The organism is Bradyrhizobium sp. SZCCHNRI3052, assembly GCF_032484895.1.
GTDB lineage: Bacteria > Pseudomonadota > Alphaproteobacteria > Rhizobiales > Xanthobacteraceae > Bradyrhizobium.
In genome coordinates this window covers 1-26972 of sequence record NZ_JAUETW010000007.1, presented here as the reverse complement: position 1 = coordinate 26972, position 26972 = coordinate 1, and the positions used below count along the sequence as shown (strand labels likewise).

The following is a 26972-nucleotide window of genomic DNA, read 5'->3' as shown; positions in this document are numbered from 1 at the left end:
ACCGCATGATCGCCCGCGGGCTCACGTCGCCTTCCTGCCGGCCAGGGCCGAGACGATCGCCTCCGACAATTGGCCGAGCCGGAACGGCTTGGCGAGCAGCCTGCTCGTCGCGCGGAAATCTTCCGGCACCAGCGAGGGGTCGGCGAAGCCGGACATGAAGACGATCGGCAGCTCAGGCCATCGGCGGCGCACCTCGCGCGCCAGGTCGATGCCGGTCATGGCATCCGGCAGCAGAATGTCGGTCAGCAGCAGCGCGAACGGGTCCGACCGCTCCAGCGCGGCGATCGCGGCTGCCGCATGGGTGACGACGACCGGGCTGTAGCCCATCGACGTCAGCATGGTCGATGCCATCGCGCCGACCAGCGGATTGTCCTCGACCACCAGGATCCGCTCGCCGGTCTGCGGCCGCGCCAGCCGCGGCGCGCCGGCGCGCGCGCGGCCCGTGGCGCCCGGCCCCGCGCTTGGCAGATACAGCGTGACGCATGTGCCTTCCGCCACCCGGCTGTCGATCAGCACCGTGCCGCCCGATTGCCGCGCAAAGCCATAGACCATGCTGAGGCCGAGGCCGCTGCCCTTGCCGAATTCCTTGGTGGTGAAAAACGGCTCGAAGGCGCGGCGCGCGATCTCGGGCGGCATGCCGGCCCCCAGGTCCGACACCGCGATCGTCACGTAGTCCCCGGGCATGATGCGCTCGTCGCCGTCGTCGAGCGGCTGGTCGAGCACGGCATTCGTCGTCGCGATCGTCAGGCGCCCGCCGCCGTCCATCGCGTCCCGCGCATTGAGCGCCAAATTGAGCAGCGCGTTCTGCAATTGCGTCGGATCGATCAGGCAGTGCCACAGCATCGGGTCCTGCGCCAATTCGATCTCGATGTTCTCGCCGAGCGTCCGCTGCAGGATGGTCGTCATGCCGTTGACGAGCTGGTTCACGTCGGTGACCTGCGGCTGCAGCGCCTGCTTGCGGGCGAAGGCGAGCAGCCGGCGGTTGAGATCGGCGACCCGCTCCGCCGCCTCGATCGCCCGCTCGACCATGCTGCGACGGGAGCTTTCGCCGGGCGTGAGCGCGTCGAGCAGCAGATCGAGATTGCCGAGCGTCGCCGCCAGCATGTTGTTGGAGTCGTGCGCGATGCCTCCCGCCAACTGGCCGATGGCCTCCATCTTCTGCGCCTGACGCAGTTCGTCCTCGATGCGCTTGCGCTCGGTGATGTCGACCGACAGCACGAAATAGCCGCGCACCGTGCCATCCTGGCTGCGATCCGGCACGCGAATGGTCTCGCACCAGCGTTCACGGCCGTCGGGAAACGCGATCTTCTCCTCACCGCCCGCGGTTCGGCCGGCCAGCGCGGCCTCGATCTTCGGCCTCACCTCGTCTCGCCGCGCGGGGTCGATGTAGTCGTCGATCCGCCGGCTGCGACCGACCCCGCTGGACGGCTGCGCATACCATTCGCGCGCGACGCGGTTGGCATAGCGGATGTCACCATCGGCGCCGACCTGGACGATCAGCGCGGGCACGTTCTCCGTGACCAGCAGATGCTGCTCGAAACTGTCGCGCAGCGCCTGCTCGGAGGCCGCGCGCAGCCGCCATTGCCGCGCCAGGACGAGGCCGAATCCGGCGATCAGCAGATTGAGGCCGGCGGCGATGGCGCTGTAGTACAGCGCATTGTTCTTCCAGCCGGCCAGATACTCGACCGGGTCGCGCGCCACGGTCACCACCAGCGGCAGGCCGGCGACGCGCCGATAGCTGATGCTCCGCGACGTCCCGTCCGTCATGCCGCTGCCCTCGAAGCTGCCGTGAGGCGCCTGCGGGAGATAGAGGCTGAACAGGCGATTGGACCCGACGTTGCGGCCGGCGAAATCGTCGGCATGCGGCGAGCGCAGCAGGATCGTGCCGTCGTCGCGATAGAGCGTCACCGTTCCGCGCTGCCCCACGTTCAGCGACAGGAAGAACTGCCGCAGATTCTCGTAGTCCACCGCCACGACGATCACGCCGGCAAATCGTCCGTCCGGCATCATCAAGGCGCGGCTGACCGCGATGAACCGACCCCTGTTCACGCGCGAGGCCACCGGCACGTCGATGAAGAGACCGCGGCCGGGGTCATCGCGCTGGACCTTGTAATAGGCCCGATCGGCGAAATTGTTCTCACGGCCGGGAACTCCGTTGCCGGCGCTGTCGCCGAGCAGATTGCCGTCCGCATCCAGCACGACGATGCCGCCCGCGGCGGGGTACGGCACCACCCTGCGCTTCAACTCGCCGATCAGGGCCGGATTGCCGGCAGTGAGCAGCGATGGGTCCTGCTTGAGACTGTCGATTGTCGTGTTCAAGAGCACGTCGACGCCCTGGATGTTGCGCAACATGTATTCTTCGAGCGCGCGGGCGAGATCTCCGTTGGCGGCCTCGGTGGTCCGATAGGTCTCCCGATAGTTGACGGAAAGCATGTGGGCCACGAAGGCATCACACAGCAGCGCCAGCACGAGGCCACTCAGCACGATGATCCACGGAGTCCAGCGCCGGTCCATCCAGGAGCCGGACGCGAACCTCGTCCAGGCGTCGACGATGCCTTCCTGCCGCGGACCGCGCCGATGGTCGGCTCTCGCTTTGATCTGGTCCGGCATGGCGTCGAATTCAGGAGGTCGTCGGGCGGTTTGATTGCGAATCGATCTGCGCAGGGAGCATCGGCGAAGGTCCGGATTGTGCCGAATTCCGCGTCTCCAGGCGCGTCGCGATCCATATCGCGGGCGCTCGATAGCACGGTTTGCCGGGGCGTGTCATCGGCACCCGCCAAGCGCTGCGGCGGTCGCGGAGGGGCTCGACGCGTCAAGACGCGATCAAAGCTGGTGCTCGAACGCCTCGCGCTCGGCGCGGCTCAGATGCAGGCCATGCTTGGTGCGCCGGTCGAGGACGTCGGCGGCCGTGACGGCCCACTCCTGCTCGCGCAGGAAAACGAGCTCGCGCTCATAGAACGAGGCACCGAAATGGCGGCCGAGATCGCCGACGTTGCGGGACGCTCCGAGCAGGTCGCGCGCGCGGGTGCCGTAGAGCCGCGCATAGTGCGCCACTACATCGCGCGGCAATCCCGGATAGGCGCCCGCGAGATCAGCGAGGAACTGATCGAATGGCACGCCAAAATCGCCGCCCGGAAGACGCGCGTCCGCCGTCCATGCCGGCGCCATCTGCGGAAACCACGGCGCGAGACGTTCCATTGCCTGCTCGGCGAGCCGGCGAAACGTCGTGATCTTGCCGCCGAAGATCGACAGCAACGGCGGCTGTCCGGGCGCACCATGCATCTCGAACACGTAGTCGCGCGTCACCGCCGACGGATTGTCGGCGTTGTCATCGTAGAGCGGCCGCACCCCGGAGAAGGCGTGAATGATATCACCCTTGCCCGGCGCGGCCCGGAAATAGCGCTTGAGCACGGCGAGCAGATAGTCGATCTCGGCACCATCGACAGCGACGTCGTCTGCGCGACCGTCATGCACGATGTCGGTGGTCCCGATCAGCGCCAGGTCGGTCTCATAGGGATTGACGAAGATCACGCGGCGGTCGGTGTTCTGCAGCAGATAGGCCTGCGATCCGCTCCAGAATTTTGGCACCACGAGATGGCTGCCCTTTACGAGCCGCACATTGTGCGCGGAGTTGAGCCCGGCGACACCCTGCACCACGTCCTGCACCCAGGGACCAGCGGCATTCACCAGCGCCTTCGTTCGGACGATCTGAACCTCGCCGTCTTCGGAGCGCATCTCCAGACGCCAGGCATCGCCCTCACGCCGTGCACTCACGGCGCGGGTGCGCGGCAGGATGATGGCTCCCTTTTGCGCGGCATCGACGAGATTGAGGATCACCAGCCGGGCATCGTCGACCCAGCAGTCCGAATATTCGAAGCCGCGCCGGAACTCGGGGCGCAGCGGCGCGCCCTCCGGCTCGTGCGCGAGATCGACGTTGCGGCTCGCCGGCAGCTGCTTGCGGCCGCCGAGATGGTCGTAGAGGAACAGCCCGGTGCGCACCAGCCAGGCGGGACGCTGCTCCGGCGAGTGCGGCAGCACGAAGCGCATCGGCCAGATGATGTGCGGCGCCGAGGCCAACAGCACCTCGCGCTCGATCAGCGCTTCGCGCACCAGGCGGAATTCGTAGTACTCCAGATAGCGCAAGCCGCCATGGATCAGCTTGCCCGATCGCGACGAGGTGCCTTGCGCAAAATCGTCCTTCTCGCACAGCAGCACCTTCAGGCCGCGGCCGGCGGCATCTCGGGCGATACCAGCGCCATTGATGCCGCCGCCGATCACGGCGAGGTCCAACAGACCGTGATCGGTTCCGCTGCGTGAGACCGTCGCATTCATCGCTTGCTGCTGCGCTTCTTCTCTGGCTTGCTGCGCGCAGCGGCACGCGCCTTCGTCGCAGCCTTGGCCGGCTTTGCCGCTTTCGCCTTCGGCTCCTGCAGGCCATAGGTCGAAAAGCCCTGCGCCGTCTCGGCGATCTCGGCGTCACCCAGAATGTGCGGCTGGCCGAGGGCGAGCGACAGGTAGTACTGCTTCGCGATGGTCTCGAGCTCGACCGCAAGCCACATCGCCTTGTCGAGGTTGGCGCCGACCGCGATCATGCCGTGATTGGCCAGCAGGCAGCCGTTGCGGCCTTCCAGCGCCTCCAGCGCAAGCTCGGACAATTCGGCCGTGCCGAACCGCGCATAGCCGGCGCAGCGGATGTCGGTGCCGCCGAACGCCGCCATCATGTAGTGGCAGGCCGGGATCGGCTTGCGCGCGATGGCGAGCACGGTGGCATAGGTGGAATGCGTGTGAACGACGCCGCCGACATCCGGACGGCCGCGCATGATGTCGAGATGAAAGCGCCATTCCGTCGAGGGCTTCAACGGCCCCTCCCAGGAACCGTATTCACCCTCGAGCGGCATCGAGGCGATCATCTCCGGCTTCATCGAGTCATAGGGCGTCGCCGAGGGCGTGATCAGCATGCGGTCCTTGTAGCGGGCGGAAATGTTGCCCGAAGTGCCCTGGTTCAGCCCCGACGCATTCATCCATCGGCATTTGGCGATGATGTTCTCGCGGATCAGCCGTTCCTCGCGATTCATGTCGAAAACCTTTCGTCGTCAGCAGGGATTGAGCGGCGGCTCGCCGGCCAGATAGCGGCGAACCTCTTCGGCCGCCTGGTCGGCGGCAAAGGTGACGGTGCGCACGGATGCGCCGGCGATGTGCGGCGTCAGCGTGACATTCGGGAGCTGCAACAGCGGCCAGTCCGGCGGCACCGGCTCGACCGCAAAGGTGTCGAGCATCGCGCCGGCCAACCGTCCCGAGCTGAGCACCTCGAACAGCGCCTTGTAGTCGACCAGCGGACCGCGCGCGGTGTTGATCAGGATCGCCCCCGGCTTGATCTTCGCCAGCGCCTCGCGATCGATGAAGCCGGTGGTCTCCGGCGTCACGCGGGCATGCAGGCTGATGACGTCGGCGCGTGCCAGAAGATCGGCAAGCGCGACGTGCTCGACACCGTCGTTGCGGTCCTGGGCGCTGAGCTGGACGTAAGGGTCGGTCACCAGGATCCTGCAGCCGAACGCCTTGAGCAGCTTCACGACGCGCGTGCCGATCGCGCCATAGCCGACGATGCCGACGGTCATCTCCCCGAGCTCGCGTCCGGTCCGGTCGGCGCGATAAAGATCGCCGCGCCACTCCCCGCCCCGCATCGACTCGTGACCGCTCCTGATCAGACGGGTCTCCGCGAGCATCGCGCCGATGGTGAACTCCGCCACCGCGCTGGCATTTCGTCCGGGCGTGTTGACGACCAGCACGCCATGATCGCGCGCCGCCTGCATGTCGACATTGACCGGACCGCCGCGCGACACCGCGATGAACTTGAGCCTTGGCAGCCGCTGCAGCATCGCGCGCGAGATCGGCGCGAGATGCGTCACCAGCAGCGGCGCTTCGCCGATGAATTCGGCGAGCTCATCCGGATCGCCCATGAACTCCTTGAGACCATCGAGCTTGGAGCCGGCATAGCCATGCTCCATCGGCTCGTCCGGCCAGGGCTGTTCGAGCATGCGGATGTCGACGCCGTCGCCGCAGATGGCGGTGATGCGTTCGGCGAACACCGAGGGCAGCATGAAGCGGTCGCCGATGATGGCGATGGAGCTAGACATGATTGGCTCCTGCACGCTGGGCCGCAAGCTGCTTCCACACCGGCCGCGCCGCGAGGCGAGCCTCGACATAGGCCGGGAACAGCTGCGCATAGCGCTCCGCCAGCGCCGCATCCGGCGCCTGCGGCTCATCCAGATACGGTCTCACCCATTCCTCCGCGCAGATCATCATGTCCGGGTAGAGTCCGGTCGCGACCGTGGCGATCATCGCCGCCCCCGACGCGCCGGCTTCCTCGCGACGGCAGACTCGAATCGTGCTGCCGAGTGCCGCGCCAAGAATTGCGCCGAGCGCGCGGCTGCGTGCCGCGCCTCCGGTCAGGCGAATTTCCGTCGGCAGCGGTCCCATCGCCGCGTAGCAGTCGCGTGCGGCGAAGGCCAGTCCCTCCATCACGGCGCGCATCAGATCCCAGTAGCCGTGACGGGTGCGCAGGCCGACCAGTTGCGCAGACGCCTCGTGGGACACGAATGGTCCGCGCTCGCCAGCATCGGAGATGAAAGGGTGATAAAGCAGCTCGCCCGCCTTCGCCGCGAGCACGCGCTCGTCCAGCCGCCGGATCAGATCATTGCGCGACCGGGCGATGCCTTCCATGGCGAGCACGCCTCGCGCGACATCGAGCAACCAGTCGATGTTCAAGGTCGCAGCCATGGTCGACTGCATCTGGGCATAGTGGTCCGGCACCGGGAACGGCATCGTATAGCCGGTCGCCTCGGCATTCAGCTTGACCGCGTCGGCGCTGTTCGCCAGCCGCATGTGCATGCCGGTCGAGCCGATGATGGTGCAGCCGACGTCGGGCGTGGGATCATACAGCCCGCCACCGAGCGCATTGCAGATCACGTCGACATAGCCGAGCGACACCGGCACGCCCTCGGGCAAGCCCGTCTCCGCCGCGGCCGCCGCAGTCAAGCCATGCGTCGTCGTGACACCATCGACGACATCTGGAAACAGGCGCGCGGAACCAGCGATGCCGATGAGACGCGCCGCCTCGCCGTCGAAGCCGCGCTTGCGAAAGTCGCCGCAGGAGAACGTCGCCTCGGACGGGTCCGTGGCCCGCTCACCGGTCAGCTTGAAGTAGAGCCAGTCCTTGCAGTGGAACGCCGTACCCGCGCGTCCCAGCATCTCTGCGTCATGCGCCTGCAGCCAGGCCAGTTGCGCCCCCTGCTGGCAAGCGTTGAGCCCCGATCCGGTGCGCTGATAGTGCGCGGCATTGCGCTCGCCACCGCGGAAGGCTTCGACGAACCCTGCCGCGCGCGAGTCGAGCCACAGCAGCGCGGGCGCGACGGGATGGCCGTCCGCATCGATCAGCCAGGTGCCGTCGCCCTGCCCGGTCACGGCGATCGCGGCGACGCGACGGGACAGATCCGGCAGCGTGCCGCCCAGGCCGCGCAAGGCCGCGACGGTGTCGGTCCAGGTCCGCGCCATGTCCTGCTCGACGCGGCCGCCCGGCAACGTCGCGTAGCTGTTGGGAATCGCGAAATCCCCGAGCTGCCGTCCATCCCGCGCAAACGCCACCGCCTTGATCACCGAGGTCCCGGCGTCGATACCGATGATCACGTTGCGGATCGCAGCCGAGGTCATGTTCAGCGCGCCTCCGCGTGGCGGACGCAAACGCCGTCGGCGCCGAAAATATGGAGATGGCGTGACTCCAGCGCGCAGGGCACGACGTCGCCCGGTCGCGCCGCGACCTTGCTGGATGTCACGCCGACCAGCAGATGACCGGCGCACTCGCCCGCAATATGCGACTGATCGCCGAGCCACTGGTTGGAGACCACGCGCAGCCGCGCCTCGCCGCTGCCGATCGCGATCCGCTGCGGCCGGATGCCGACCTTGATCCGATCGGCCCGCACCAGCGTCTGCTGTCCCGCCGCGTCCAACGTCTGCCCGGGGATGTGAAAGGCAACATCGGAGCCCACAGACAGGCGGAACCCGCCTTCCTCCTGCGTCACCACAGCCTCCATCAGGTTCATCGGCGGCTCGCCAATGAAGCTCGCGACGAACAGATTGGCCGGGCGGTTCTTCAGCTCCCGCTCGCTGGCGAACTGCTGAAGCACGCCGTCTTCCATGACGGCGATGCGATCGGCAAGTGCGCTCGCCTCGGTCTGGTCATGGGTGACGAAGATCGCCGTCATGCCGCGCTCGGCGAGCAGACCCTTGATGCGGCCGCGCAGCACGGCACGCAGCTGCGGCTCCAGTTGACCCATCGGCTCGTCGAGCAGATAGAGGTCGGCATCACGCACCAGCGCTCGGGCCAGCGACACCCGCTGCTGCTGTCCGCCGGAAAGCGCGTGGGGATGATGATCGAGAATGTCCTCGATCTCCACCAGGCGGGCAATGCTGACAACGCGTTGCGCGATCTCGGCGCGCGACAATTGCCGCGCCTTCAGCGCGAACGCAATGTTCTCACGCACCGTGAGCGGCGGGTACAACGAATAGCCTTCGAACGCCATCGCCACCTTGCGCTTCGCCGGCGCCAGATCATGGATCGTCCGCTGCGCCAGCGCGATCGACCCTGAACTGACGCTCTCGAAGCCGGCGATCATGCGCAGCGTCGAGGTCTTGCCGCAGCCGGAAGAGCCGAGCAGCGCGACGATCTCGCCGGCCTTCACCTCCATATCGAGCGCGCGCACGGCATGAACCGGCGGCTTGCCCCGGCTGTGATAGACCTTGTCGACGTTGCGGATTTCGAGCATGCCCATCCCCGATCCTCACGCCGCCTGCCGCCGCGGCGCTAGGCCGATGCGCTCGCCCGTGGCGTGGTCGAACAGCAGCGCCGCTTCCGGCGCGAACCGCACGAACACGTCCTCGTCGGCATGCGCCTCCAGCGCCTCGGGCGCCTGCGCCGCCAGCCACTCGGATCCGTCGGCGAAGCGCAGCAGCACCACGGCGCGCTCGTGGATCGGCGTGACCGCGACGATCCGCGCCGGGATCACACCCTCGCCGCCATCACGCGTCACCACGACATCGTCGGGCCGGACGCCAAGCCAGCAACGCTCACGCATATTGGACGGCACGCCGTCCGCATCGAGCCGGATCAGCGTCCCGGCAACAGATGCGGTCAGCCGCCCCTGCTCCGCCACCGGCGTGACCTCGGCAAGATTGATGCTGGGATCGCCGAACAGCCGGGCCACGGCGACCGACGCCGGCCTCGCATAGATCTCCTCCGGACGCGCCACCTGCACCAGGCGGCCATTGATCAGCACGGCAATGCGATCGGCGATTGCCATCGCCTCACGATAATCCTGCGTCACGTAGAGCACCGCCGCAGAGCTCCTGCGCAGCAGGCTCGGCAGCTCCAACCGCATCTCATAGCGCAGCTTGGCATCGACGTTGCGCAAGGGATCGTCGAGCAACAGCACCCCGGGATTGCCGATCAGCGCGCGCGCCAGCGCGGTGCGCTGCTTCTGGCCGTTGGACAGTTCACGAGGCTTGTGGCCGAGCACGTGCTCGATCTTCAACAGCCGGCTCATTGCCGCAACCTTGGCCGCAATGTCGGCCGCGCCCGTCGCGCGCAGCCCGCTGGCGATGTTGTCGCGCGCGCTCATGTGCGGAAACAGGGCAAAATTCTGGAACGCCATGCCGATGCCGCGCTGCTCCGGCGGCGCGTCGACGATCGAGCGGCCGCCGACCAGGATGTCGCCGCCGTCAGGCTCGAACATGCCGGCAATCATCCGCAGCAGCACGGTCTTGCCGCTGCCGGACGGGCCGAACACCGCGACGATCTCGCCGGGCTCGACCGTCAGCGACACGCCCTTGGCGCAGCTTGCCGCGCCGAAGCTCTTGTCGACCGATTGGAGTTCGAGACGCGCCATGTATCCTCAACCCTTCACTGCACCGAGCGAGAGACCTTCGACCAGATAGCGCTGCGCATAGAGCGCGAGCAGCAATGTCGGGGTGACCGACAGCACGATCGCGGCGGCGATCTGGCCGTATTGGATACCGGACGCCGTCACGAAGGCCAATGCGCCGACCGTTACCGGCTGCTTGTCGGCCGAGGCCAGGATCAGCGCAAAGACGAAGTTGTTCCAGCAGAAGATGAAGGACAGCAGGCCCGCCGCGGCGATGCCGGGCCCGGCCAGCGGCACGGCAATGCGGGTGAACGCCTCGCGCCAGGAATGCCCCGCGAGCCGGTAGGCGTGCTCGATGTCGGGACTGATGTCCTCGAAATAGCCGCGCACGATCCACAGGATCAGCGGCAGCGCGATCAGCTGGTAGACCCAGACGATGCCAAAATAGGTGTCGTTGAGGCCAAGCTGCTGGTAGTACAGCGACAGCGGAAGCAGCACCAGGAGCGGCGGCGCGAAGCGGAACGACAGCAGCGTGAAGGCGATGGTCTCGCCGAGCCGGAACTTGAAGCGCGCGAACGCATAGGCCGCGGGGACGCCGAGCAGCAGCGCCAGGATCACCGACGCGCTCGACAGCACGAAGCTGTTCATCAGATTGCGCATGAAGGTGAGCTGCAGATTGCCGGCGGCGGTCTTGAGCTGGCCCGAGATCAGCGCCTCATAATTGGCGAACGTCGGCTCGAACAGGATGCGCGGCGGGATGCGCAGGATCTGCTCATTGGTCTGGAACGACATCAGGAGGATCCAGACGATCGGAAACATGAAGAACAGAAGCACCAACGCCAGCGCGATGCCGCGGAAGATGCGCCCTGCCAGACTGGAGTGATCCATGACCTCTCTCCTCAGGCGTGGCCGTGGGCGCGTTCGCGCAACCGGAGCCAGTTCTTTATGAAGATGTTGGACAGGATGTTGGTGATCAGCCACAGGATCATCAGCAGCGCCGCCGAGCGTCCGACATTGGTGTACTGGAAGAACTCGAGATAGGCCTGGACCTGGAACACCATCAGCCGGTCGCCGGGGCCGCCTTGCGTCATCGCATAGACGATGTCGAACTGCTGGATCGAATCGAGCAGCCGGAACAGCGAGGCGGTGATGATGTAGGGCGCGAGCATCGGCAGGGTGATGCGGAAGAAGACGAAGCTCGCCGGCACGCCGTCGAGCGCCGCCGCTTCGAACGGCTGCCGCGGCAGCGAGCGCAGGCCAGCCAGGAGCAGGATCATGATGAACGGCGTGTAGACCCAGACGTCGACCAGCACGACGGTGAACAGCGCGGTCGACGGATCGGACGCCCATTTGAAGTCGTGCACGCCGAGCAGCCCGACCAGATAGGACAGGATGCCGAAGCTCGGATTGGTCATCAGCTTCCACATCAGGGCTGCGATCGCCGGGGCCGTCATCAGCGGCAGCAGCAGCATGATCGACACGGCATTGTGGAAGCGCGTCGGCCGCCGCAGCAGCAGCGCGATGCCGAGGCCGAGCAGCAGCTCGGCGATGACGGTCACCGCGGTATAGACCAGCGAGATGCGCAGCGTGTTCCAGAACGCCGGATCGGACAGGAAGTCGATATAGTTGTCGATGCCGATGAAGCCGCGCAGATACGGCAGATTGAGCCGGTAGCGCTGCAATGAATAGACCGCAGCGGTCACGAACGGCACCAGGATGGCGATGCAGACCAGCAGCGCCGGCAGGCTCAGCAGATACGGCAGCAGCCGGCCGCGCCAGCGTTTCGTGCGGCGCGCCGTCGCCTTGGTCTCGACAAGTTGGGCCATGCTCATGACAGGCGTGATCACATCAGCGCGGGATGGGGCCGACCCGGACGCTTGTGGGGAGCGTCCGGGCCGGCAGGCGGTCATGGGAGATGCGGCGCGGCCTCAGCCGAGGCCGGCCTGCTTCAGCTGACGATTGATGCTCTCGGCAAGCTTGTCGAGGCCCTCATCGACGCCGATCTCCTTGGCCACCATCTTCTGCAGCGAGGCCGCCCACTCCGTCGTGAGGTCGAAGAACAGCGGCTGCGCCGTGAAGTAGATCTTCGCACCGGGCGCCGAGAGGTCATGCTGCTCGAGATAGCCAGGATAGGACTTGGCGATGCGGTCGCGGAATTCGCCGTCCTTCCACACGGAGGCGCGGACCGGATTGACGAAATCCATCTTGCGGGCACCGAACAGATCGTGCTCGACGGAGGCCGCCCACTGCATGAAGGTCCAGGCCGCATCCTTCTGCTTGGAGAAGCTCGACATCGCCAGCGACCAGATCCAGACGTTCGGCGTCGGTGCCTTCGCGGCCGGATTGGCCGCGAACGGCGCGTAGCCGAGATTGCCGCGCTCCTTGTTCTCGCCGCCGTTCATGAAGTAGCCGAGAATGTCGGCGTCGAAGATCATGCCGGAGGCGCCGGCGCCGAGGTCCGTGCCGACCTGATACCAGGTGTAGGTCGACCAGTTCTTCGGACCCGACCCCTGGATCATCTTGACCCATTTCTCGTGGAAGTCCTTGGAGGCCTTGGTGTTCATCGCGGCCTTCAGCTTGCCGCCTTCCATCACGAAATCCTTCTGGCCGAAATTGGCGTAGGCCGAGAGGAAGCCCGGATGGATGGTCGCCCACGAGCGCGAACCGCGCACGCCGACGCCATAGGGGCCGCCAGCGTCCTTGGTGATCTTGGCCGCGACCTCCAGCATGTCGTCGAGATTGGTGGGCGGCTTGACGCCGACCTTGTCGAAGATCTTGCGGTTATAGGTGATGTTGTTGAGCTCGTAGCCCCACGGGATGCACCACTGCTTGGCCTTGCCGGAGCCGAGCTCGGAGCCGGCGACGCCGTCCCAGGCGGTGGAGGAGCGCAGGCCCGGCAGCACATCGTCCCAGGCGAAGGCCGGATTGGTCTTGGCCGGATCCTTGATGTAGGCGTTGAGGTCCTCGATCCAGCCGGCCGGACCGTAGGTCCAGGTCATGTAGGCGCCGGTCATGAAGGCGTCGTACTGATCGGACTTCGACGACAGCGCCGCCGTCACCTTGTCGAAATAGACGTCCTCCGGGAAGATGTCGTAGGTGACGTTCATGCCGGTGAGGCTCTTGAACGCCTCGATGTCGCCGATCATCGCATCGACGTAAGGATGCTTGTTCAAGAGCAGCTTGACGGTCTTGCCGCTATGGGCCTTCCAGTTGAAGTCAGCGGCCATCGCCCTCGACATCGCTGAGGCAAAGGCGGCATTGGCGGCGACACCGGCGATGCCGAGCTTGGCAGCGCCGTCGAGCAGATCACGCCGGCTGATGCGCTTGCCGGCATAGGCCGCAAAGAGATTCTTCTCACGATCGTACATTCAACCCTCCCTTTGTTTTTTGTAGAGACGTGTTCGCGTTACCTGCCCTTCCGACTCTTGTTCTTGGAGTTGCCGGATGTTTTCTCCGGCTTGTCGGTCGCCAATGCCTGAGCGGTTACCTCATCGATGATGAGACCGTTCAGGAAGCCGCTGCGCAGCACCGCGCGCAGGGCCGTGATCTTTGCCTCGCCGCCGCCGATGGCGACGATGCGGTGTTTCTTCAGATCGGCAGCGGCCATCGAGGTGGCGCGCGCTGAAAGATCGAGATCGAGCAGCTCGCCCTGGGCGTTGAAGAAATGCCCGAGCAGATCGGCGCAGGCGCCGGCGCGCTTCAGCTCGACGACCTCATCCGGCTTGATCATGCCGCTCGACACCAGGAAGCCGTCGGCATGGATCTGGCCGATGCCGACGAACAGCAGCGACGCCCGCTGCGCCAGCGCGAACACGTCCGATATGCCGAACTGCTGCATCAGCACGCGGCGATCGGCGACGGAGTTGGCGAACACCGGCACCGGCAGCAGATAGGCTTCGGCGCCGGTGCGCTCGGCCAGGCGATGGATCACATCGAACGGGTTGGCGGCGAATTTGCGCGTCAGGCCGCCGAGCAGCGACACGAACTGCACGTCGCGCGCCGGCGTCTGCGGCAGTTGCGCCACCACCGCCGCAAGCGTGCGACCGTGGCCGACGCCGATGATCTTGTCGTCGCCGCGCTCCAGCACCTGGCGCAGGAAGCTCGCACCCTCCAGCGCGAGCGCCTTCAGTGGCAGATCGCCCTCGCCGAGATCCGGCGCAACACGGCAGAAGTCGAGCCCGTAGCGTTCGGCCAGCACGTTCTCGAGTGCGACGCATTCGGCGACGGGACCCTCGACGAAGACACGGATCATGCCCTCGCGGCTGGCCCGCGCGATCAGGCGATGCGCCTTGGTGCTCTGGATGTTGAGGCGGTCGGCGACCTCCGACTGCGTCAGCCCGGCCGCGAAATACAGCCAGGCGGCGCGCGTCGCGAGCGAGGCCTCGCCGTCCACCATGGGCGCCCTGTCGGAAGCTGTCGTCACGCCTGAATGCCCGCTTGCAAAATTCTTCACACCTTGCAAAAAATTGCAGACGCCGGTCCGGCCGTCAATCCCCCAAACGTGCTGCAGCGCGTCAGGGATGACGCGCCGGGCGAGCACAGCCATGCTCGCCGGCACACAACGGGATGAGGTCGCATGACGGAGTTGTTTGTCGGCATCGACGTGGGCACGAGCGGTGTGCGCGCCTGCGTCGTCGATATCAGCGGCGAGATCAAGGGCGCAGCCTCCGTTCCGCTGGTCGCGCCGCGTCAGGACGGCAACGCCATCGACCAGGATCCCGAGCTGTGGTGGCAGGCGACGGTCGCGGCGCTCGACAAGCTCGGCAGGATCGTCAATCTCGGCGCCGTCGCGCGCATTGCGGTCGACGGCACCTCCGGCACCTTGCTGCTGATCGACGCCGACGGGCGGCCCCGCTCGCTCGGCCTGATGTACAATGATGCCCGCGCCGTCGACGAGGCCAGGCGCATCGCCGCAATCGCGCCGCCCGAGAGCGGTGCGCATGGCACGAGCAGCCCGCTCGCCAAGCTGTTGCATCTGCTCGCCTCCACGAGCGGCGCGCGGCAAGCCGTGCACCAGGCCGACTGGATCGCCGGACGCCTCGCCGGCCATCACGGCGTCAGCGATGAGAACAACGCCCTGAAGCTTGGCTATGACCCCGTCAGGCGCGAATGGCCGCGCTGGATCGATCAGCTCGGCGTTCCCCGCGACGTCCTGCCGAGCGTTCTCGTGCCGGGCACGCCATTCGCCGATATCGATCCGTCGACCGCGCGCGCGCTCGGTCTGTCGCCGTCGGCGCGCATCGTCGCCGGCACCACCGACGGCGTCGCCGCCTTCATCGCCACCGGCGCCGATGCGCCGGGCGATGCGGTGACCTCGCTCGGCACCACGCTGGTGGTGAAGCTGATCGCGACGCAGCCGATCTTCGCCGCCGATCAGGGCGTGTACTCGCATCGTCTCGGCGACAAATGGCTCGCCGGCGGCGCATCGAACTCCGGTGGCGCCGCGCTGCTTGCGCATTTCACCGCCGCCGACATGGACCGCATGACGCCGTTGCTCCGCCCCGACGAGCCGACCGGGCTCGACTACTATCCGCTGCCCAAACCCGGCGAACGTTTTCCGATCGCGGATCCCGCGCTGGCGCCGCGGATCCAGCCACGTCCGGTCGAGGATCATCGCTTCTTCCAGGCGCTGCTCGAAGGCATCGCAAGCGTCGAGGCGCTGGCCTATCAGCGCCTGCACGCGCTCGGCGCGCCGGCGCTACGGCGGGTGATCAGCATCGGCGGCGGCGCCCGAAATGATGCCTGGACCGATATCCGCCGGCGCATCGTCGGCGTGCCTGTCAGCGTCGCCGCGCAGACCGAAGCGAGCTACGGCACCGCGCTGCTGGCGCTGCAGGGACCGCCACGATGACGGCGGCGGCGTGCGAGATCAGCGGCCTGTCCGCCATTGCCGACCGGTTCGATCACGTCCTGCTCGACCAATGGGGCACGTTACATGACGGCAGGACGGTGCTTCCGGCCGCGCACGACTGCGTCCTGCGGCTGCGCGAGGCCGGCAAGCATATCCTGGTGCTGTCGAACTCCGGCAAGCGCGCAAGCGCCAATGCCGAGCGCCTCGCCCGGCTCGGCCTGCCGCGCTCGACCTATGACGGCATTCTCACCTCGGGCGAGGTGACATGGACCGGCCTGCGCGACCGCACCCGCGAACCCTTCACCGATTGTGGCAATGCCTGCTTCCTGATCACCCGGGGCGGCGATTGCTCGCTGATCGACGGGCTCGACCTCGTCCTCGTGACGGATATGCGTGACGCCGACTTCATCCTGCTCGGCGGCCTCGATGACGACCTCGCCGAGCCCGACCTTTGGCGCGATCGATTCACCGGCGCGGCCGCGCGGGGCGTGCCGATGATCTGCGCCAATCCCGACCTGATGATGTTCGGTGCGGCCGGCCTCGTGCCGGCGCCCGGCACGCTGGCGCGCGCCTATGAGTGGCTCGGCGGCCCGGTGAGCTTCGTCGGCAAGCCGCATGCGCCGATCTTCGCGGCGGCGCTGGAGCAGCTCGGCGATCCGGACCCGCACCGCGTGCTGATGATCGGCGACTCGCTCGACCATGACGTCGCCGGCGCCCGCGCTGCAGGCCTGCAAAGCCTGCTGCTCGGCGATGGCGTGCATCGCACGACGCTGGCCGGTGCGCCCGACCTCGCTGCGGCAACGCGCAAGCTCGCAGCTTCGCCCGGCCGCATGCCGAATTGGACGATGCAGCACCTGGTGTGGTGAGAAGGAGACGCGAAATGCGCGAGCCTGCCGAGCTTGATGATTTGCGCCGGATGTCGGCGCGGGTCGGCCGCAACATCGAGCTGGTGCAAGGCGCCGGCGGCAACTCCTCGCTCAAGCAGGATGATGTGCTGTGGGTGAAGGCGTCCGGCACCTGGCTTGCCGACGCCGACGCGAACGACATCTTCGTGCCTGTTCTCCTGCCTGCGGCGCGCGATGCGCTCGCCGCTGATGACGAGCGCATTCCGCTGGCCGCTCCCGGCCCCCTGCGCGCCTCGATCGAGACCGCGCTGCATGCGCTGCTGCCGCACCGGGTCGTGCTGCACGTGCATGCCGTCAACACCATCGCCTGGGCGGCGCGGCGCGATGCGCGCGATGAATTTGCGGCGCGGCTGGACGGGCTCGCCTGGCGTCATCTCGACTACTTTCATCCCGGACTGCCGCTGGCGCGCGCAGTGATCACCATCGTCGCGCGCGACTGCATCGACGTGCTGATCCTCGGCAATCACGGCCTCGTCGTCGGCGCCGAAAGCTGCGATCAGGCCGAGGCGCTGGTCCATGACGTCGAGCGCAGGCTGGCGCTGCCGGTGCGCCCGGCGCCCGCTGCCGACGCCGCGGCCTTGCGCCGTCTGTGCGCCGGCACCGCCTATCGCCTGCCGCACGATGCCGGTAGCCACGGCATCGCCACCGATCCGTTCAGCCGCGCCATCGCGACCGGCGGCTCGTTGTATCCGGACCACGTCGTGTTTCTCGGCCCGGGCCTGCCGACGATCGAGAGCGCCGGCGGCCTCGCCACGCTGCTCGCACGGGCGGACGCGAGCCGCCTGCCCGCGCCCGTCGCGGCCCTCGCGCCGGGTCTCGGCGCCATCATCCGCAGCGACGCCAGCCCGGGCGCCGAGGCCATGCTGAGCTGCCTCGCGCTCGTGACCAGCCGCCTGCCGCTATCGGCCGATATCGGCTATCTCTCGTCTCAGCACGAGCAGTTGCTGCTCAACTGGGACGCCGAACGCTACCGGCAGCAGCTGACGGCAAGCCGCCAGCCGTCGAATTGAAGCGGCGACGGATCACGCGATCTCATCGCTCGAGACCGGCGGGGACGGCGCCCTCGCCCCAACCAGTTCGTGAAGCGCATCTCCGACCTGATCGATGACTTCGCCCCAATCGCGCCTTTCGCGCTGACGGAACAGGCGCATGCGCGGATACCAGACGCTGTCGTCCCGATCGAGCAGCCAGCGATAGTCCGGCGTGTACGACAGAAGCGTCCAGGTCGGACAGCCAAGCGCGCCGGCGAGATGAGCGACACTGGTATCGACCGTGATCACGAGATCCAGACATGAGATCAGCGCGGCGGTATCGGCGAAATCGGCAAGTTGACCCGTCAAGTCCACGATCCCGCTCGTCTCCTGGAGCACGGCCTTGTCTTCGGCCTTCGGCTCCTTCTGCAGGCTGACAAACGCCGCATCCGCGCCGAGCAGGCGGGACAACGTGCGCAACGGGATGGAGCGATTGTGGTCGTCGAGATGATTGGGGTTGCCTGACCAGACCAGGCCGACGCGCAATTTCTCGGGCGTGCCAAGGCGCTCCTGCCAGAGTTGGATCCGATCCGGATCAGGCGCCGGCAAATAGGACACCGCCGCTGGAATCGTGGCCAGTGTCGTCCGAAAGGCAAACGGCAGGCTCATGATCGGACAATGGACATCCACCCCCGCAAGGTCGGCGGCCTCCGAGACCGGAATACATTGCGAAATGCCTGGCATGTTCGACAACAGTGGAAGCAACGGCTTTTGAACGGCAAGGATGACGCGCGCGCCCAACGCTGCGACCATCGGCACGTAGCGGACAAACTGGATCGTATCGCCCAGTCCTTCATCGGCGGCAATGACGATGGTTTGTCCCGCGATGCTATCCTGGCCGAGCCACATGGGTCGCCGGAAGCGCGGATAAGAGCTCGGCAGGCTCCAACGGGCCTCCCGGCCAGACCAGCCCACGTCGAGATTTCCCAACAACAGGTTCAAATGAGCCGTTCCAAGATCGGCCAGCGCGTCTCTCGGATCGGCCCCCTTCAACTGCCTGTAGATCTCGAACGCCTCGTCGAACCGACGGAGCTTCGTCAGCACGGAGGCCTTGTCGTGCAGCGCATCCCTTGAACCCGGCTGCAGAGCCAGGGCTCGCTCGAACCATTCCAACGCGTCCTCGTCTCGGCACATCGTCCGCAACACGATGCCGGTCTTGACACAGATGTCGGAGTTTTCCGGTTCGATGGCGTGAGCTCGCTGGCAGATCGTCAGGGCCTCGTCGAAGCGCTTCAAGCCGTTCAGAAGCGCGCCACGCATCAAGAGTGTCGGGACATGGTTGGGCCGCAAGACGTCGCTCAGATCGAGATAGGTAAGCGCGTCGTCGATCCGCCCCAGCCGTTGAAGCGTGATGCCGCACTGGTTGGCGGCATCCCAATGCCTGGAATTCAGCTCCAGCACACGTTGGAAGCTCGACACGGCGTCGGCGAGCTGCTGCAGGTTGACGAGGGCATTCCCCCTCAGCATCCACAGATCGGCGCTTTCGAGACCGAGCGCCGTCGCCTTGTCGACGACCTTCAGCACCTCATCCGAGCGTCCCAAGACCTGCAGCACCGTGCCAAGACTCAGGAAGTACTGCGGCTGAACATCCTGCTGGAGCGCGCGGGATACCCACTGCAATGCAGCTTCATACTGCTGCCCCTGCAGGGCAAGGATGCCCAGCAAGTTGAGGGTCGGCGCATGCCCTCCGTCGATCGCAAGCGCCATATGGCAACACCGTTCGGCATCCGCATGTCGGCCATCGGCGACATCGCGCAAAGCAGCGTCATAGAAGAGCGCGGCACCATCGGGCTTGACAGGTTGGAGCTTCACTTTAGCGGGTGAAGCTCGGCGCTCGCGACGGTTCATTGCTGCATATGGTCCAGGTTGCGTCGTTAAAGTAGTTGATTCTCATTCAGGCTGACAGCCGCAATTCTATCTCCGGCTGTGGTGAGGGCCGCTCCGATTCTGGCTGCATTCCCTAGCATAATTGCGCGGAAGACAACGATCCGATGACCACTTCGTGGAAGTCAAATTCAGCGCAACCATCGCGGGCACGATCAAATCGGCGTGCAGGACAAGGGTGAGGACTTCTTCGGTGGTTACGCCTATATGAGGTCGGGCCATCCGCCCGACCCTCGAGATCATCATCAGCGAAACGCCGGCGCATCTGCGCAAGTTTCACGATCCGGACTCGGGCCTGGCGCTGATCCGGCCGGATGCCTGACATGGGCCGTCGGACAGCTCGGGCTCGTCGCTGGACACGGCCATCCGCACACAGATCGGAAACGGACTGGAAAGGAGGGAGAGGTTGGATGGTGCGCTCGGAGAGGGAGAACACGTGCGTTCGTTCAGTGGCTGAAGCACGACCGCCTTTCCGCACACCGGCCGGACGCCGATTTCTGATCCAATCTTTCGCCGGCAGCGCTATGGCGCTTCATGCCCACGCGTGAGACCGCTCTCCCGGCGGTAACAGAGATGGAGTCTGTCCCACACCTTCATCATCGCATGGACCAGTTGGTCCATGAGCGCGTCGTCGTGATAGGGCGTCGGGGTAAGACGCAGGCGTTCCAGTCCTCGCCGGACAGTGGGGTAATTGATCGGCTGGATGTAGATGCCATGCTCCGACATCAGCAGGTCCGAAGCCGCCCTGCACTTCTCGGGATCGCCGACATGCACCGGCACGATATGGCTCTCGCTCGGCATCACCGGCAGGTCTGCTGCCGTCAGGACCGACTTTAATCGCGCTGCGCGATCCTGATGCCGGACGCGCTCCGCTGTCGAGGCTTTCAGATGCCGGATTGCAGCGGTCGCGGCTGCGCAGACCGGAGGCGGCAATGCCGTCGTGAAGATGAAACCGGGGGCGTAGGAGCGCACCGCATCGATCAGGTTCGCCCCAGCCGCAAGATAGCCGCCGAGACAGCCATAGGCCTTTGCCAGCGTACCCTCAACAATGTCGATCCTTTCCATGACCCCGTCGCGCTCAGCTATGCCGCCGCCGCGCGGGCCATACATCCCGACCGCGTGCACCTCGTCGACATAGGTCAGAGCGCCGTAGCGCTCGGCCAAGTCACAAATTCGATGCAGAGGCGCGACATCCCCGTCCATCGAGTACAGGCTCTCGCACACGATGAGCTTGGGCCTTTCGGGATCTGCCGCCCGCAGCAGCCGTTCGAGATGCTCAGGATCATTGTGCTGCCAGATCTGCTTCTCAGCACCGGCCTTGCGAACCCCCTCGATCATGGAGTTGTGGTTCAGCTCGTCGGAAAGCAGCAAACACCCAGGCAGCAGCTTGGCGATCGTCGATATCCCCGCCTCGTTGGAGACGTAGCCGGAGGTAAACACCAGCGCGGCTTCCTTGCCGTGGAGATCAGCCAGCTCCTGCTCGAGGGCGACGAGCGGATGGTTCGTTCCCGCGATGTTACGGGTGCCGCCCGCGCCTGTGCCCATGCGCGCTGCGGCATCGATCATGGCTCCTATGACATTCGGGTGCTGGCTCATGCCCAGATAGTCGTTGGAGCACCAGATCACGACCTCACGCTTGCCTTCCTCCGAATGCCAGATCGCATACGGATAGCGCCCCGCCAGGCGTTCGAGGTCCGCAAAGACACGGTAGCGCCGTTCCTGATGCAGTCGATCCAATGCACCGCGGAACATCGCGTCATATTCAGGGAGAAGGCCGAACGGCCGCATCTGGTAGTTCATGATTGGACGACTCCAGCAGACTATCTTGCCCGATTGAACTGGTAGGAGCCCTGGAGAAACACGCCATAACGCTCCGTCGTATATCGCAGCACCTGATTGAACGAATCGACCGCATTGGTGCTGAGATGCCACCAGCGCCCACCGATGCCGATGCGGAAATTGTCGGTCAACTGGTAGTTCAGCACGGTCTCGGCCTGGAATCCGGATCCTTGTCCCGAGGCGGGATCGCGCCCGAAGGTGAAATAGTGCGTGTCGATCGCATTCTGCGAAGTCCAGACATAGGCGGCCTCCGCCTGCCAGCTCAGCCGGTCCGACAGCCGCGTGTCGAGTGAGACACCGGCCCGTCCGCTATGCCAGCGATCCTGCTCGGTCACAACCTTCACGCCTGCCCCAAGCGCCGGACTGCAGATCGTCGGATTGCCACCCACCTGGGTGCAGCCCCGCGCGTCGACCGTTTCTGTCCAATATTGATAGCCGACGAAGGCGCCGAGCCGGAAGCGGTCCGTCTCCAGCAGGTTGAAACCGACATCGAGATTTGCGTATTGCAGCCGCCCGCCCACGCTGCTGACGGTCTTGGACGACGGATTGACGAAGGGCGCAAAGTCCTCGTCGACGAGCGTGCCCGAGCTGATCTTGCCCGCTCCGAAATAGCCCTTCAGAAACATGTTGGTGAACGGGCCGTCGAGCGCATCGACCCTGAAGAACATCTCGCCGCTGTGCCCGGTCATGCCGCCATAGGCGAGCCGGGAGACCTGAAGCGTCGCAGCCTGATCGGCGAAATAGCGGTATCGATTCTGCCCGGAGCTGAACCAGTAGCGCACTCCGGTCTCCAGCATGTAGGACGGCAGGATCGACGCGCGCGACCGCAGCGGCATATCGCCCGAGCCCGCCCCCTGGCCGCCCTGCAGCGCCGCAGGCCTGGCCCAGGCGCAACTGACAATCGAGGCGTTGCACTTCGTGACACCGTCGGCGTTGAAATCGCGCCGCAACGTGACCGTCGCGAACAAGTCCTTGGTCGTCGTCTTGACGTTGGCCAGCGTGCTGTCGACGAACCGGTAGCCGATCTCCGTTTCCAGGCTGATCTCCTTCGACCAGAGATAGCTGACCAGCAGCGACGGCAGAATCGTGTACTCCTTCAAGTCGGTCTTCGTCCCGGACCTGTACCCCGCCCGCAGCCGCGGGCTGATGGCGAGATCGGGCGTGATCGGATAGCGCGTGGCGAGATCGAGCACGTAGAACTTCGAATCCGCCAGGCTCGCGTACCGCAGCGCGCCCATGAACAGATCGCCCGGCTTGATGATGCCGTTCCCGGTCAGTTGAGCCGACAGATAATATTCGAGGCCGCTCGCCGGCGTGCCGTCGACGCCCCCGGAGGGCAGCGTGCCGGTCAGATTGGTCACCGTGGCATCGGCCGCGACCTGCCAGGTCTCGTTCAGGGGCCGCGAATAGCTCACCATCGCCGACTGGAACGTCGGCGTGCGGTCGATCGCGAGCTGCCTGATCTCGCCGGCCGTATTGAACTTCATCATGTCGTAGAGCGTGAGGAACGGCTGCCCCTGCAGCGCATTCCACGTCGAGAGAAATGGCACCCTTCGATAATCGAACGAGGCGTTGACGACCGACTTGTCCTCGAACGTATAGGTTCCCGAGAACACGGCGGCATTGAGCGCGCGGAAATGCGTGTCGTAGTCGATCAGGCCGAGCAGCGACTTGTTGGTGTCGAAATAGCGGAATTCGGCTCCGATGGCCTGGCGGTCGACGATGTTGCGGTCGTATTGCGTGATCAGATAGACCGTGGTCTCGAGGCCGCCGAGGATCTTGCCGAAATCGATGCTCGCGCCATAGAGCGTCTTGCCATCCTTGAACGGTGCGTCGAAACGGCTCCAGTTCGGCGAGCCCGCGAGCACGTTCAGGCGCAGCCCGGGGCTCTTCTGCCAGCTCAGCACCGCGCCGTCGAAGCGGCCGATCACGCCGCCTGTGTTGCGGGACTGCCGTCCGACGCGCAGCGTCACGTCGGCCTCCTTCAGCGTGTAGTCAACCTGGGCGGTCGAGACGCCGTATTTGTCGTTTCCGGTATCGAACTGGCGCTCATGGGTGAACGCCAGCCTGAACTTGGTCCTGATGCGATCGTTGTCGGCGGTGCCGAGAAAGTCGAAATTGGTCAGCAGCGTGTTCTGATGCACCCGGTGCGCGTCGGGATCCGCATTCGGGTTCGGCGCAATCGCCCTGTCCTTGACGGCGCTGGTCGTGTCGTTCGTGATGAAGGTGGTCGAGAGGCTGCCCGACATCGACCAGCGGGTGTCGCCGTTCGGCCCTGCCGCCTTGGTCGGCATGCCTGTCCCCATGTCTCCGCCCTCGGGCGTGACAGAAGACATGTCGCGCGGCCGCGCCGGTGCACTGCTGGTCGCGGTGAGAAGCGCAGCGAGCCGCTGCCTCACCCGCTCGGCGCCCTCGCCGCTCGGATAGCGGCGCAGATAGTCTTCATACTCCGCCTGCGCGGCAGCGGTCTGGCCGGCCTTCTGCCGCGCCACGCCGAGCAGCTCCTGCGCCTCGGCGCTCGAGCCGTTCTCGGGGAGTTTCAGCACCTTTCGCAGGAGATCGATCGCGGCGCTGAAATTGCCTTTCTTGATCGACGCGCGAGCCTCGTCCATCGAGGCCTCCGCAAACCGGATGTCCGCCGCGGACGCCTGCTGCATCGTGCGATTGTCGTTGCGGACCGACGCCGCCGCGCCGGGGATCGCAACCGGTTTCGGCGCATCCGGAGCGGCTACGCTCGGCACCAGGGCTTTCACCTTGCACGCCGACACCGGGCCCTTTCGGGCCACCACGATCGCCACCTGCTCGAAGCTGCCGGATTGGACGATCTGATAGGTGAACTCGCCGGCAAACTGGACGACGAGGATTGGTCCTCTGTTCTGATCGAGCGTCAGATAGACGTCCTGGATGCCGGAGCCCTGGGCGTTGTCGACACGCACGCCTTCGCGCCTGACCAGGCGGCGCGCCATGATTGCGTCCCGATCGACCAATTGCAGCGAGACGCTGAGCTGGCTGCCCTGGTCGAGCGGGAAATGCCCGGTGTAGCGGACACGAACGTGAAAGTTGACCCGCAGAAGGCTGCAGTTTCCGATCGTCGTGGCAGTTGCATTGGCGACGAACTGATCGATGACCGGCTGGGCCGGTGCAACGCCAAAGGCTCCGTCGAGCAGGATTGCGAGCAGGCCGGCCAGCAGACTGATCAGCCATCCCGCCGACCTCGCCGCCGCTGCTTGTCCGAAGCAGCCGCGCATCACCAGCCGCCTCCATTGACCCGGTGCTGCCGCTGGCGGCGGGTGATGATGGTGGTTTGCGATTTGTCAGCATAGATATGGCATGCGCCGGTGCAGTCCTTGAGCTCGGCGACGGTGTAGTCCATCGGCGCCGGCTTCACGAGCTTGGCGTGCTGCTGCGGGCGGAAATCACTGGCGTGGCAGGCGGCGCAGTCGGGCTTGTAGGCCGCGAACTTGAACACGACGGCTTGCGAATTGCCGCTGTGGCAGGCGGTGCAGCCAATGGCCGCGCTATGGTTCGGATAGCTTGCCGACATATGCCGGTAATTGACCGAGCTCCAGCTCACCGTCCGGTGGCAGCTCTCGCAGGGGACGTTGGTCACGAAGTGCTTCGGCGACTTGCCGGTGGCATTGGAGCCGTTGTGACAGCTGGCGCACGGCGCAGTCAGGCTGGTGTGATCCATCCGCGCGCCCGAGAACGACACGGTGTTCTTGTGGCAGCTCTCGCATGGCGCGCTGGTCGCGACGTGCTTCTGCGGCTTGCCGGTCGCGGCCATGCCGTTGTGACAGCTCGCGCAGGCCGCCATCGTGCCGGTGTGGCTGAACCGGGCGCCGCTGAACGTCGTCGTGCTCTTGTGGCAGGTCTCGCACGGCGCGCTGGTCGCGACGTGCTTCTGCGGCTTGCCCGTCGCGGCCATGCCGTTGTGGCAGCTCGCGCAGGCCGCCATCGTGCCGGTGTGGCTGAACCGGGCGCCGCTGAACGTCGTCGTGCTCTTGTGGCAGGTCTCGCACGGCGCGCTGGTCGCGACGTGCTTCTGCGGCTTGCCCGTCGCGGCCATGCCGTTGTGGCAGCTCGCGCAGGCCGCCGTCGTGCCGGTGTGGCTGAACCGGGCGCCGCTGAACGTCGTCGTGCTCTTGTGACAGGTCTCACACGGCGCAGTGGTTGCGACGTGCTTCGGCGGCTTGCCGGTCGCGGCCATGCCGGTGTGACAGCTCGCGCAGGCCGCCGTCGTTCCAGTATGGCTGAACCGGGCGCCGCTGAACGTCGTCGTGCTCTTGTGACAGGTCTCACATGGCGCAGCGGTTGCGACGTGCTTCGGCGGCTTGCCAGGCGCGGTCATTCCGTTATGGCAGGATGCGCATGGCCCTTGCGCCGTCATGTGATTGAATCTGGAGCCGGCCTCCGTGGTGCTCGATCCGGCAAGTCCTGCCCTTGGATTGAACGTCGGCAGCAGCGACGGAAGCCGACCGGCATTCTTTGCTTCCGGCGAGTCGCTACCAGTATCGGTCGGGGGCAAGAGCCTGCCGCGGGGATCGTTCGGCGAGAGTGGTGATGTCGCGGATGTCATTCGGGACGGCGTGCTCAACGGTTGCGGCACGGACGTCGTCGCGCCGCCAGCTTTGACCGAACTGTCGGGCTTGGAGGAACCGGACGAACTGGCGGAGGCCCCTGCTTCGGACCCCGCTGTCGGGGCCGTCGACGTCGCAGCCGTGTTCGCCAGCGGCTTGCTGCTGAACAGGAGCGTCGAACTGGATGGCGCAGCGGGCTTGGCGGCAGCGCCGGCCGCAGCAGCGGCCTGAGATGCAGCCGGTGCGGCGCTCGTACCGGGTGCTGCATCGGGATTCGTTGCTGCCGTCATCGTCCGGTTGGCGGTCGAGGCCGGCGTCACCGCCTTGACGGCCGGGGCCTGAGCCGGAACCACCGACCGCGCCGTCGTGGAGCAGCCTGCTGCCGGCTTCTGCGGGTCGTCGTCCCAGGTGGAGAAGTTGGCGGCGGCGCGCACGTGGCAGCATCCGCAATCCTGCGTCTTGGCGCTGTGATCCGGCCCCTGCGCACCTCTGCGGCCCTGGCTGCGATACGAGCCGTTGTGACAGCTGTCGCAGCGCGTGGCATGCACGGCAGCATGGCTCATCGTGTAGGTCGCGAAGCTCGCCGCCGTGTTGCTGTGGCAGTTTGAGCACTGCACGCCCGTCACCGGAATATGCGGCGGGGTGGTCAGGCCTTTCGCGCTCGAACCATTGTGGCAGGCGGAGCAATTGGTGTTGGCCGCAGAGTGGGTGAACGCCGCGCCGCCCCAGCTCACATATCCGCCGCTGGCCGCCTTGCTGTGACAGCTGACGCAGTCGGCGCCACCGGTGGCGACGTGGTTCGGGTACGACGCCGTGCCCATGGCGCCCTTGGTGCCCTGGCCGGTGAAGGAGCCGTTGTGGCAGCTGTCGCAGCGCGCCGTCGCCACCGCGGCATGGTTCATGGTGTAGGTCGCGAAGCTCGCCGCGGTGTTGCTGTGGCAGTTCGAGCACTGCAGCGTCCCGGTCGGGAT

Annotated in this window: 17 protein-coding genes and 1 pseudogene; 3 read left to right on the top strand and 15 right to left on the bottom strand. The window is 66.2% G+C overall.

The features are described from left to right. Window positions 1–21: 21 nt before the first annotated feature. The 11 genes from QW887_RS19605 to QW887_RS19555 form a co-directional block, all read right to left on the bottom strand. On the bottom strand, window positions 22–2610 hold the full coding sequence (locus QW887_RS19605) for an ATP-binding protein (RefSeq protein ID WP_316194843.1): 2589 nt from the start codon (window positions 2608–2610) through the stop codon (window positions 22–24). 213 nt (window positions 2611–2823) lie between these two features. After that, window positions 2824–4332, bottom strand: a complete 1509-nt coding sequence (locus QW887_RS19600; protein ID WP_316171458.1) for a glycerol-3-phosphate dehydrogenase — start codon at window positions 4330–4332, stop codon at window positions 2824–2826. Further along, window positions 4329–5075 carry a class II aldolase/adducin family protein gene (locus QW887_RS19595; RefSeq protein WP_315827284.1) on the bottom strand — a complete coding sequence of 249 codons (747 nt, stop codon included), beginning with the start codon at window positions 5073–5075 and terminating at the stop codon, window positions 4329–4331. The genes QW887_RS19600 and QW887_RS19595 overlap by 4 nt, the downstream gene beginning before the upstream one ends. Window positions 5076–5093: 18 nt before the next feature. Beyond that, entirely contained in the window at window positions 5094–6134 is a 1041-nt protein-coding gene (locus QW887_RS19590) for a 2-hydroxyacid dehydrogenase (RefSeq protein WP_315718348.1), read from the bottom strand. Further along, window positions 6127–7707: an FGGY-family carbohydrate kinase gene (locus QW887_RS19585; protein WP_315718347.1), complete on the bottom strand. Its 1581-nt coding sequence runs from the start codon at window positions 7705–7707 to the stop codon at window positions 6127–6129. Before QW887_RS19585 ends, QW887_RS19590 begins: the two co-directional genes overlap by 8 nt. Window positions 7708–7709: 2 nt before the next feature. Beyond that, window positions 7710–8819: an ABC transporter ATP-binding protein gene (locus tag QW887_RS19580; protein WP_315718400.1), complete on the bottom strand. Its 1110-nt coding sequence runs from the start codon at window positions 8817–8819 to the stop codon at window positions 7710–7712. A 15-nt stretch (window positions 8820–8834) separates the two neighbouring features. Next, on the bottom strand, window positions 8835–9938 hold the full coding sequence (locus QW887_RS19575; protein WP_315718346.1) for an ABC transporter ATP-binding protein: 1104 nt from the start codon (window positions 9936–9938) through the stop codon (window positions 8835–8837). Window positions 9939–9944: 6 nt separating this feature from the next. Beyond that, complete coding sequence (locus tag QW887_RS19570) at window positions 9945–10802, bottom strand: carbohydrate ABC transporter permease (RefSeq protein ID WP_315718345.1); 858 nt, start codon at window positions 10800–10802, stop codon at window positions 9945–9947. A gap of 11 nt (window positions 10803–10813) precedes the next feature. Continuing rightward, on the bottom strand, window positions 10814–11740 hold the full coding sequence (locus tag QW887_RS19565) for a carbohydrate ABC transporter permease (RefSeq protein ID WP_410052226.1): 927 nt from the start codon (window positions 11738–11740) through the stop codon (window positions 10814–10816). Window positions 11741–11842: 102 nt separating this feature from the next. Then, window positions 11843–13282, bottom strand: a complete 1440-nt coding sequence (locus QW887_RS19560; protein WP_316194842.1) for an extracellular solute-binding protein — start codon at window positions 13280–13282, stop codon at window positions 11843–11845. A 38-nt stretch (window positions 13283–13320) separates the two neighbouring features. Then, window positions 13321–14310, bottom strand: a complete 990-nt coding sequence (locus QW887_RS19555) for a sugar-binding transcriptional regulator (RefSeq protein WP_316194932.1) — start codon at window positions 14308–14310, stop codon at window positions 13321–13323. A 180-nt stretch (window positions 14311–14490) separates the two neighbouring features. Between QW887_RS19555 and QW887_RS19550 the strand changes: the two genes are divergently transcribed. Genes QW887_RS19550 through QW887_RS19540 form a run of 3 tightly spaced genes read left to right on the top strand, consistent with a single transcriptional unit; the run spans window position 14491 to window position 17680 of the window. Beyond that, window positions 14491–15765 (top strand): FGGY-family carbohydrate kinase, encoded by a 1275-nt coding sequence (locus QW887_RS19550; RefSeq protein WP_316194841.1) that lies wholly within the window; start codon window positions 14491–14493, stop codon window positions 15763–15765. Next, window positions 15762–16631, top strand: a complete 870-nt coding sequence (locus tag QW887_RS19545) for a TIGR01459 family HAD-type hydrolase (RefSeq protein ID WP_315718342.1) — start codon at window positions 15762–15764, stop codon at window positions 16629–16631. Before QW887_RS19550 ends, QW887_RS19545 begins: the two co-directional genes overlap by 4 nt. Window positions 16632–16645: 14 nt before the next feature. Next, window positions 16646–17680 (top strand): class II aldolase/adducin family protein, encoded by a 1035-nt coding sequence (locus QW887_RS19540; RefSeq protein WP_316194840.1) that lies wholly within the window; start codon window positions 16646–16648, stop codon window positions 17678–17680. 12 nt (window positions 17681–17692) lie between these two features. On the opposite strand, the gene QW887_RS19535 is transcribed toward QW887_RS19540, so the two are convergent. The 4 genes and pseudogenes from QW887_RS19535 to QW887_RS19520 form a co-directional block, all read right to left on the bottom strand. Then, window positions 17693–19408, bottom strand: a complete 1716-nt coding sequence (locus QW887_RS19535) for a tetratricopeptide repeat-containing glycosyltransferase family protein (RefSeq protein WP_316194839.1) — start codon at window positions 19406–19408, stop codon at window positions 17693–17695. Between the two features lie 699 nt (window positions 19409–20107). Further along, on the bottom strand, window positions 20108–21385 hold the full coding sequence (gene hemA, locus QW887_RS19530; RefSeq protein ID WP_315827292.1) for a 5-aminolevulinate synthase: 1278 nt from the start codon (window positions 21383–21385) through the stop codon (window positions 20108–20110). Window positions 21386–21405: 20 nt separating this feature from the next. Further along, entirely contained in the window at window positions 21406–24672 is a 3267-nt protein-coding gene (locus tag QW887_RS19525; protein WP_315827302.1) for a hypothetical protein, read from the bottom strand. Further along, a pseudogene (locus tag QW887_RS19520) lies at window positions 24672–26972 on the bottom strand (hypothetical protein); the annotation flags it as partial. The pseudogene QW887_RS19520 and the gene QW887_RS19525, both read right to left, overlap by 1 nt.

Excerpts from the sequence above, each read along its gene's own strand:
- QW887_RS19605 (WP_316194843.1), bottom strand. The coding sequence starts at position 2,610 with ATGCCGGACCAGATCAAAGCGAGAGCCGACCATCGGCGCGGTCCGCGG.
- QW887_RS19600 (WP_316171458.1), bottom strand. The coding sequence starts at position 4,332 with ATGAATGCGACGGTCTCACGCAGCGGAACCGATCACGGTCTGTTGGAC.
- QW887_RS19595 (WP_315827284.1), bottom strand. The coding sequence starts at position 5,075 with ATGAATCGCGAGGAACGGCTGATCCGCGAGAACATCATCGCCAAATGC.
- QW887_RS19590 (WP_315718348.1), bottom strand. The coding sequence starts at position 6,134 with ATGTCTAGCTCCATCGCCATCATCGGCGACCGCTTCATGCTGCCCTCG.
- QW887_RS19585 (WP_315718347.1), bottom strand. The coding sequence starts at position 7,707 with ATGACCTCGGCTGCGATCCGCAACGTGATCATCGGTATCGACGCCGGG.
- QW887_RS19580 (WP_315718400.1), bottom strand. The coding sequence starts at position 8,819 with ATGCTCGAAATCCGCAACGTCGACAAGGTCTATCACAGCCGGGGCAAG.
- QW887_RS19575 (WP_315718346.1), bottom strand. The coding sequence starts at position 9,938 with ATGGCGCGTCTCGAACTCCAATCGGTCGACAAGAGCTTCGGCGCGGCA.
- QW887_RS19570 (WP_315718345.1), bottom strand. The coding sequence starts at position 10,802 with ATGGATCACTCCAGTCTGGCAGGGCGCATCTTCCGCGGCATCGCGCTG.
- QW887_RS19565 (WP_410052226.1), bottom strand. The coding sequence starts at position 11,740 with ATGGCCCAACTTGTCGAGACCAAGGCGACGGCGCGCCGCACGAAACGC.
- QW887_RS19560 (WP_316194842.1), bottom strand. The coding sequence starts at position 13,282 with ATGTACGATCGTGAGAAGAATCTCTTTGCGGCCTATGCCGGCAAGCGC.
- QW887_RS19555 (WP_316194932.1), bottom strand. The coding sequence starts at position 14,310 with ATGGTGGACGGCGAGGCCTCGCTCGCGACGCGCGCCGCCTGGCTGTAT.
- QW887_RS19550 (WP_316194841.1), top strand. The coding sequence starts at position 14,491 with ATGACGGAGTTGTTTGTCGGCATCGACGTGGGCACGAGCGGTGTGCGC.
- QW887_RS19545 (WP_315718342.1), top strand. The coding sequence starts at position 15,762 with ATGACGGCGGCGGCGTGCGAGATCAGCGGCCTGTCCGCCATTGCCGAC.
- QW887_RS19540 (WP_316194840.1), top strand. The coding sequence starts at position 16,646 with ATGCGCGAGCCTGCCGAGCTTGATGATTTGCGCCGGATGTCGGCGCGG.
- QW887_RS19535 (WP_316194839.1), bottom strand. The coding sequence starts at position 19,408 with ATGGCGCTTGCGATCGACGGAGGGCATGCGCCGACCCTCAACTTGCTG.
- hemA (WP_315827292.1), bottom strand. The coding sequence starts at position 21,385 with ATGAACTACCAGATGCGGCCGTTCGGCCTTCTCCCTGAATATGACGCG.
- QW887_RS19525 (WP_315827302.1), bottom strand. The coding sequence starts at position 24,672 with ATGCGCGGCTGCTTCGGACAAGCAGCGGCGGCGAGGTCGGCGGGATGG.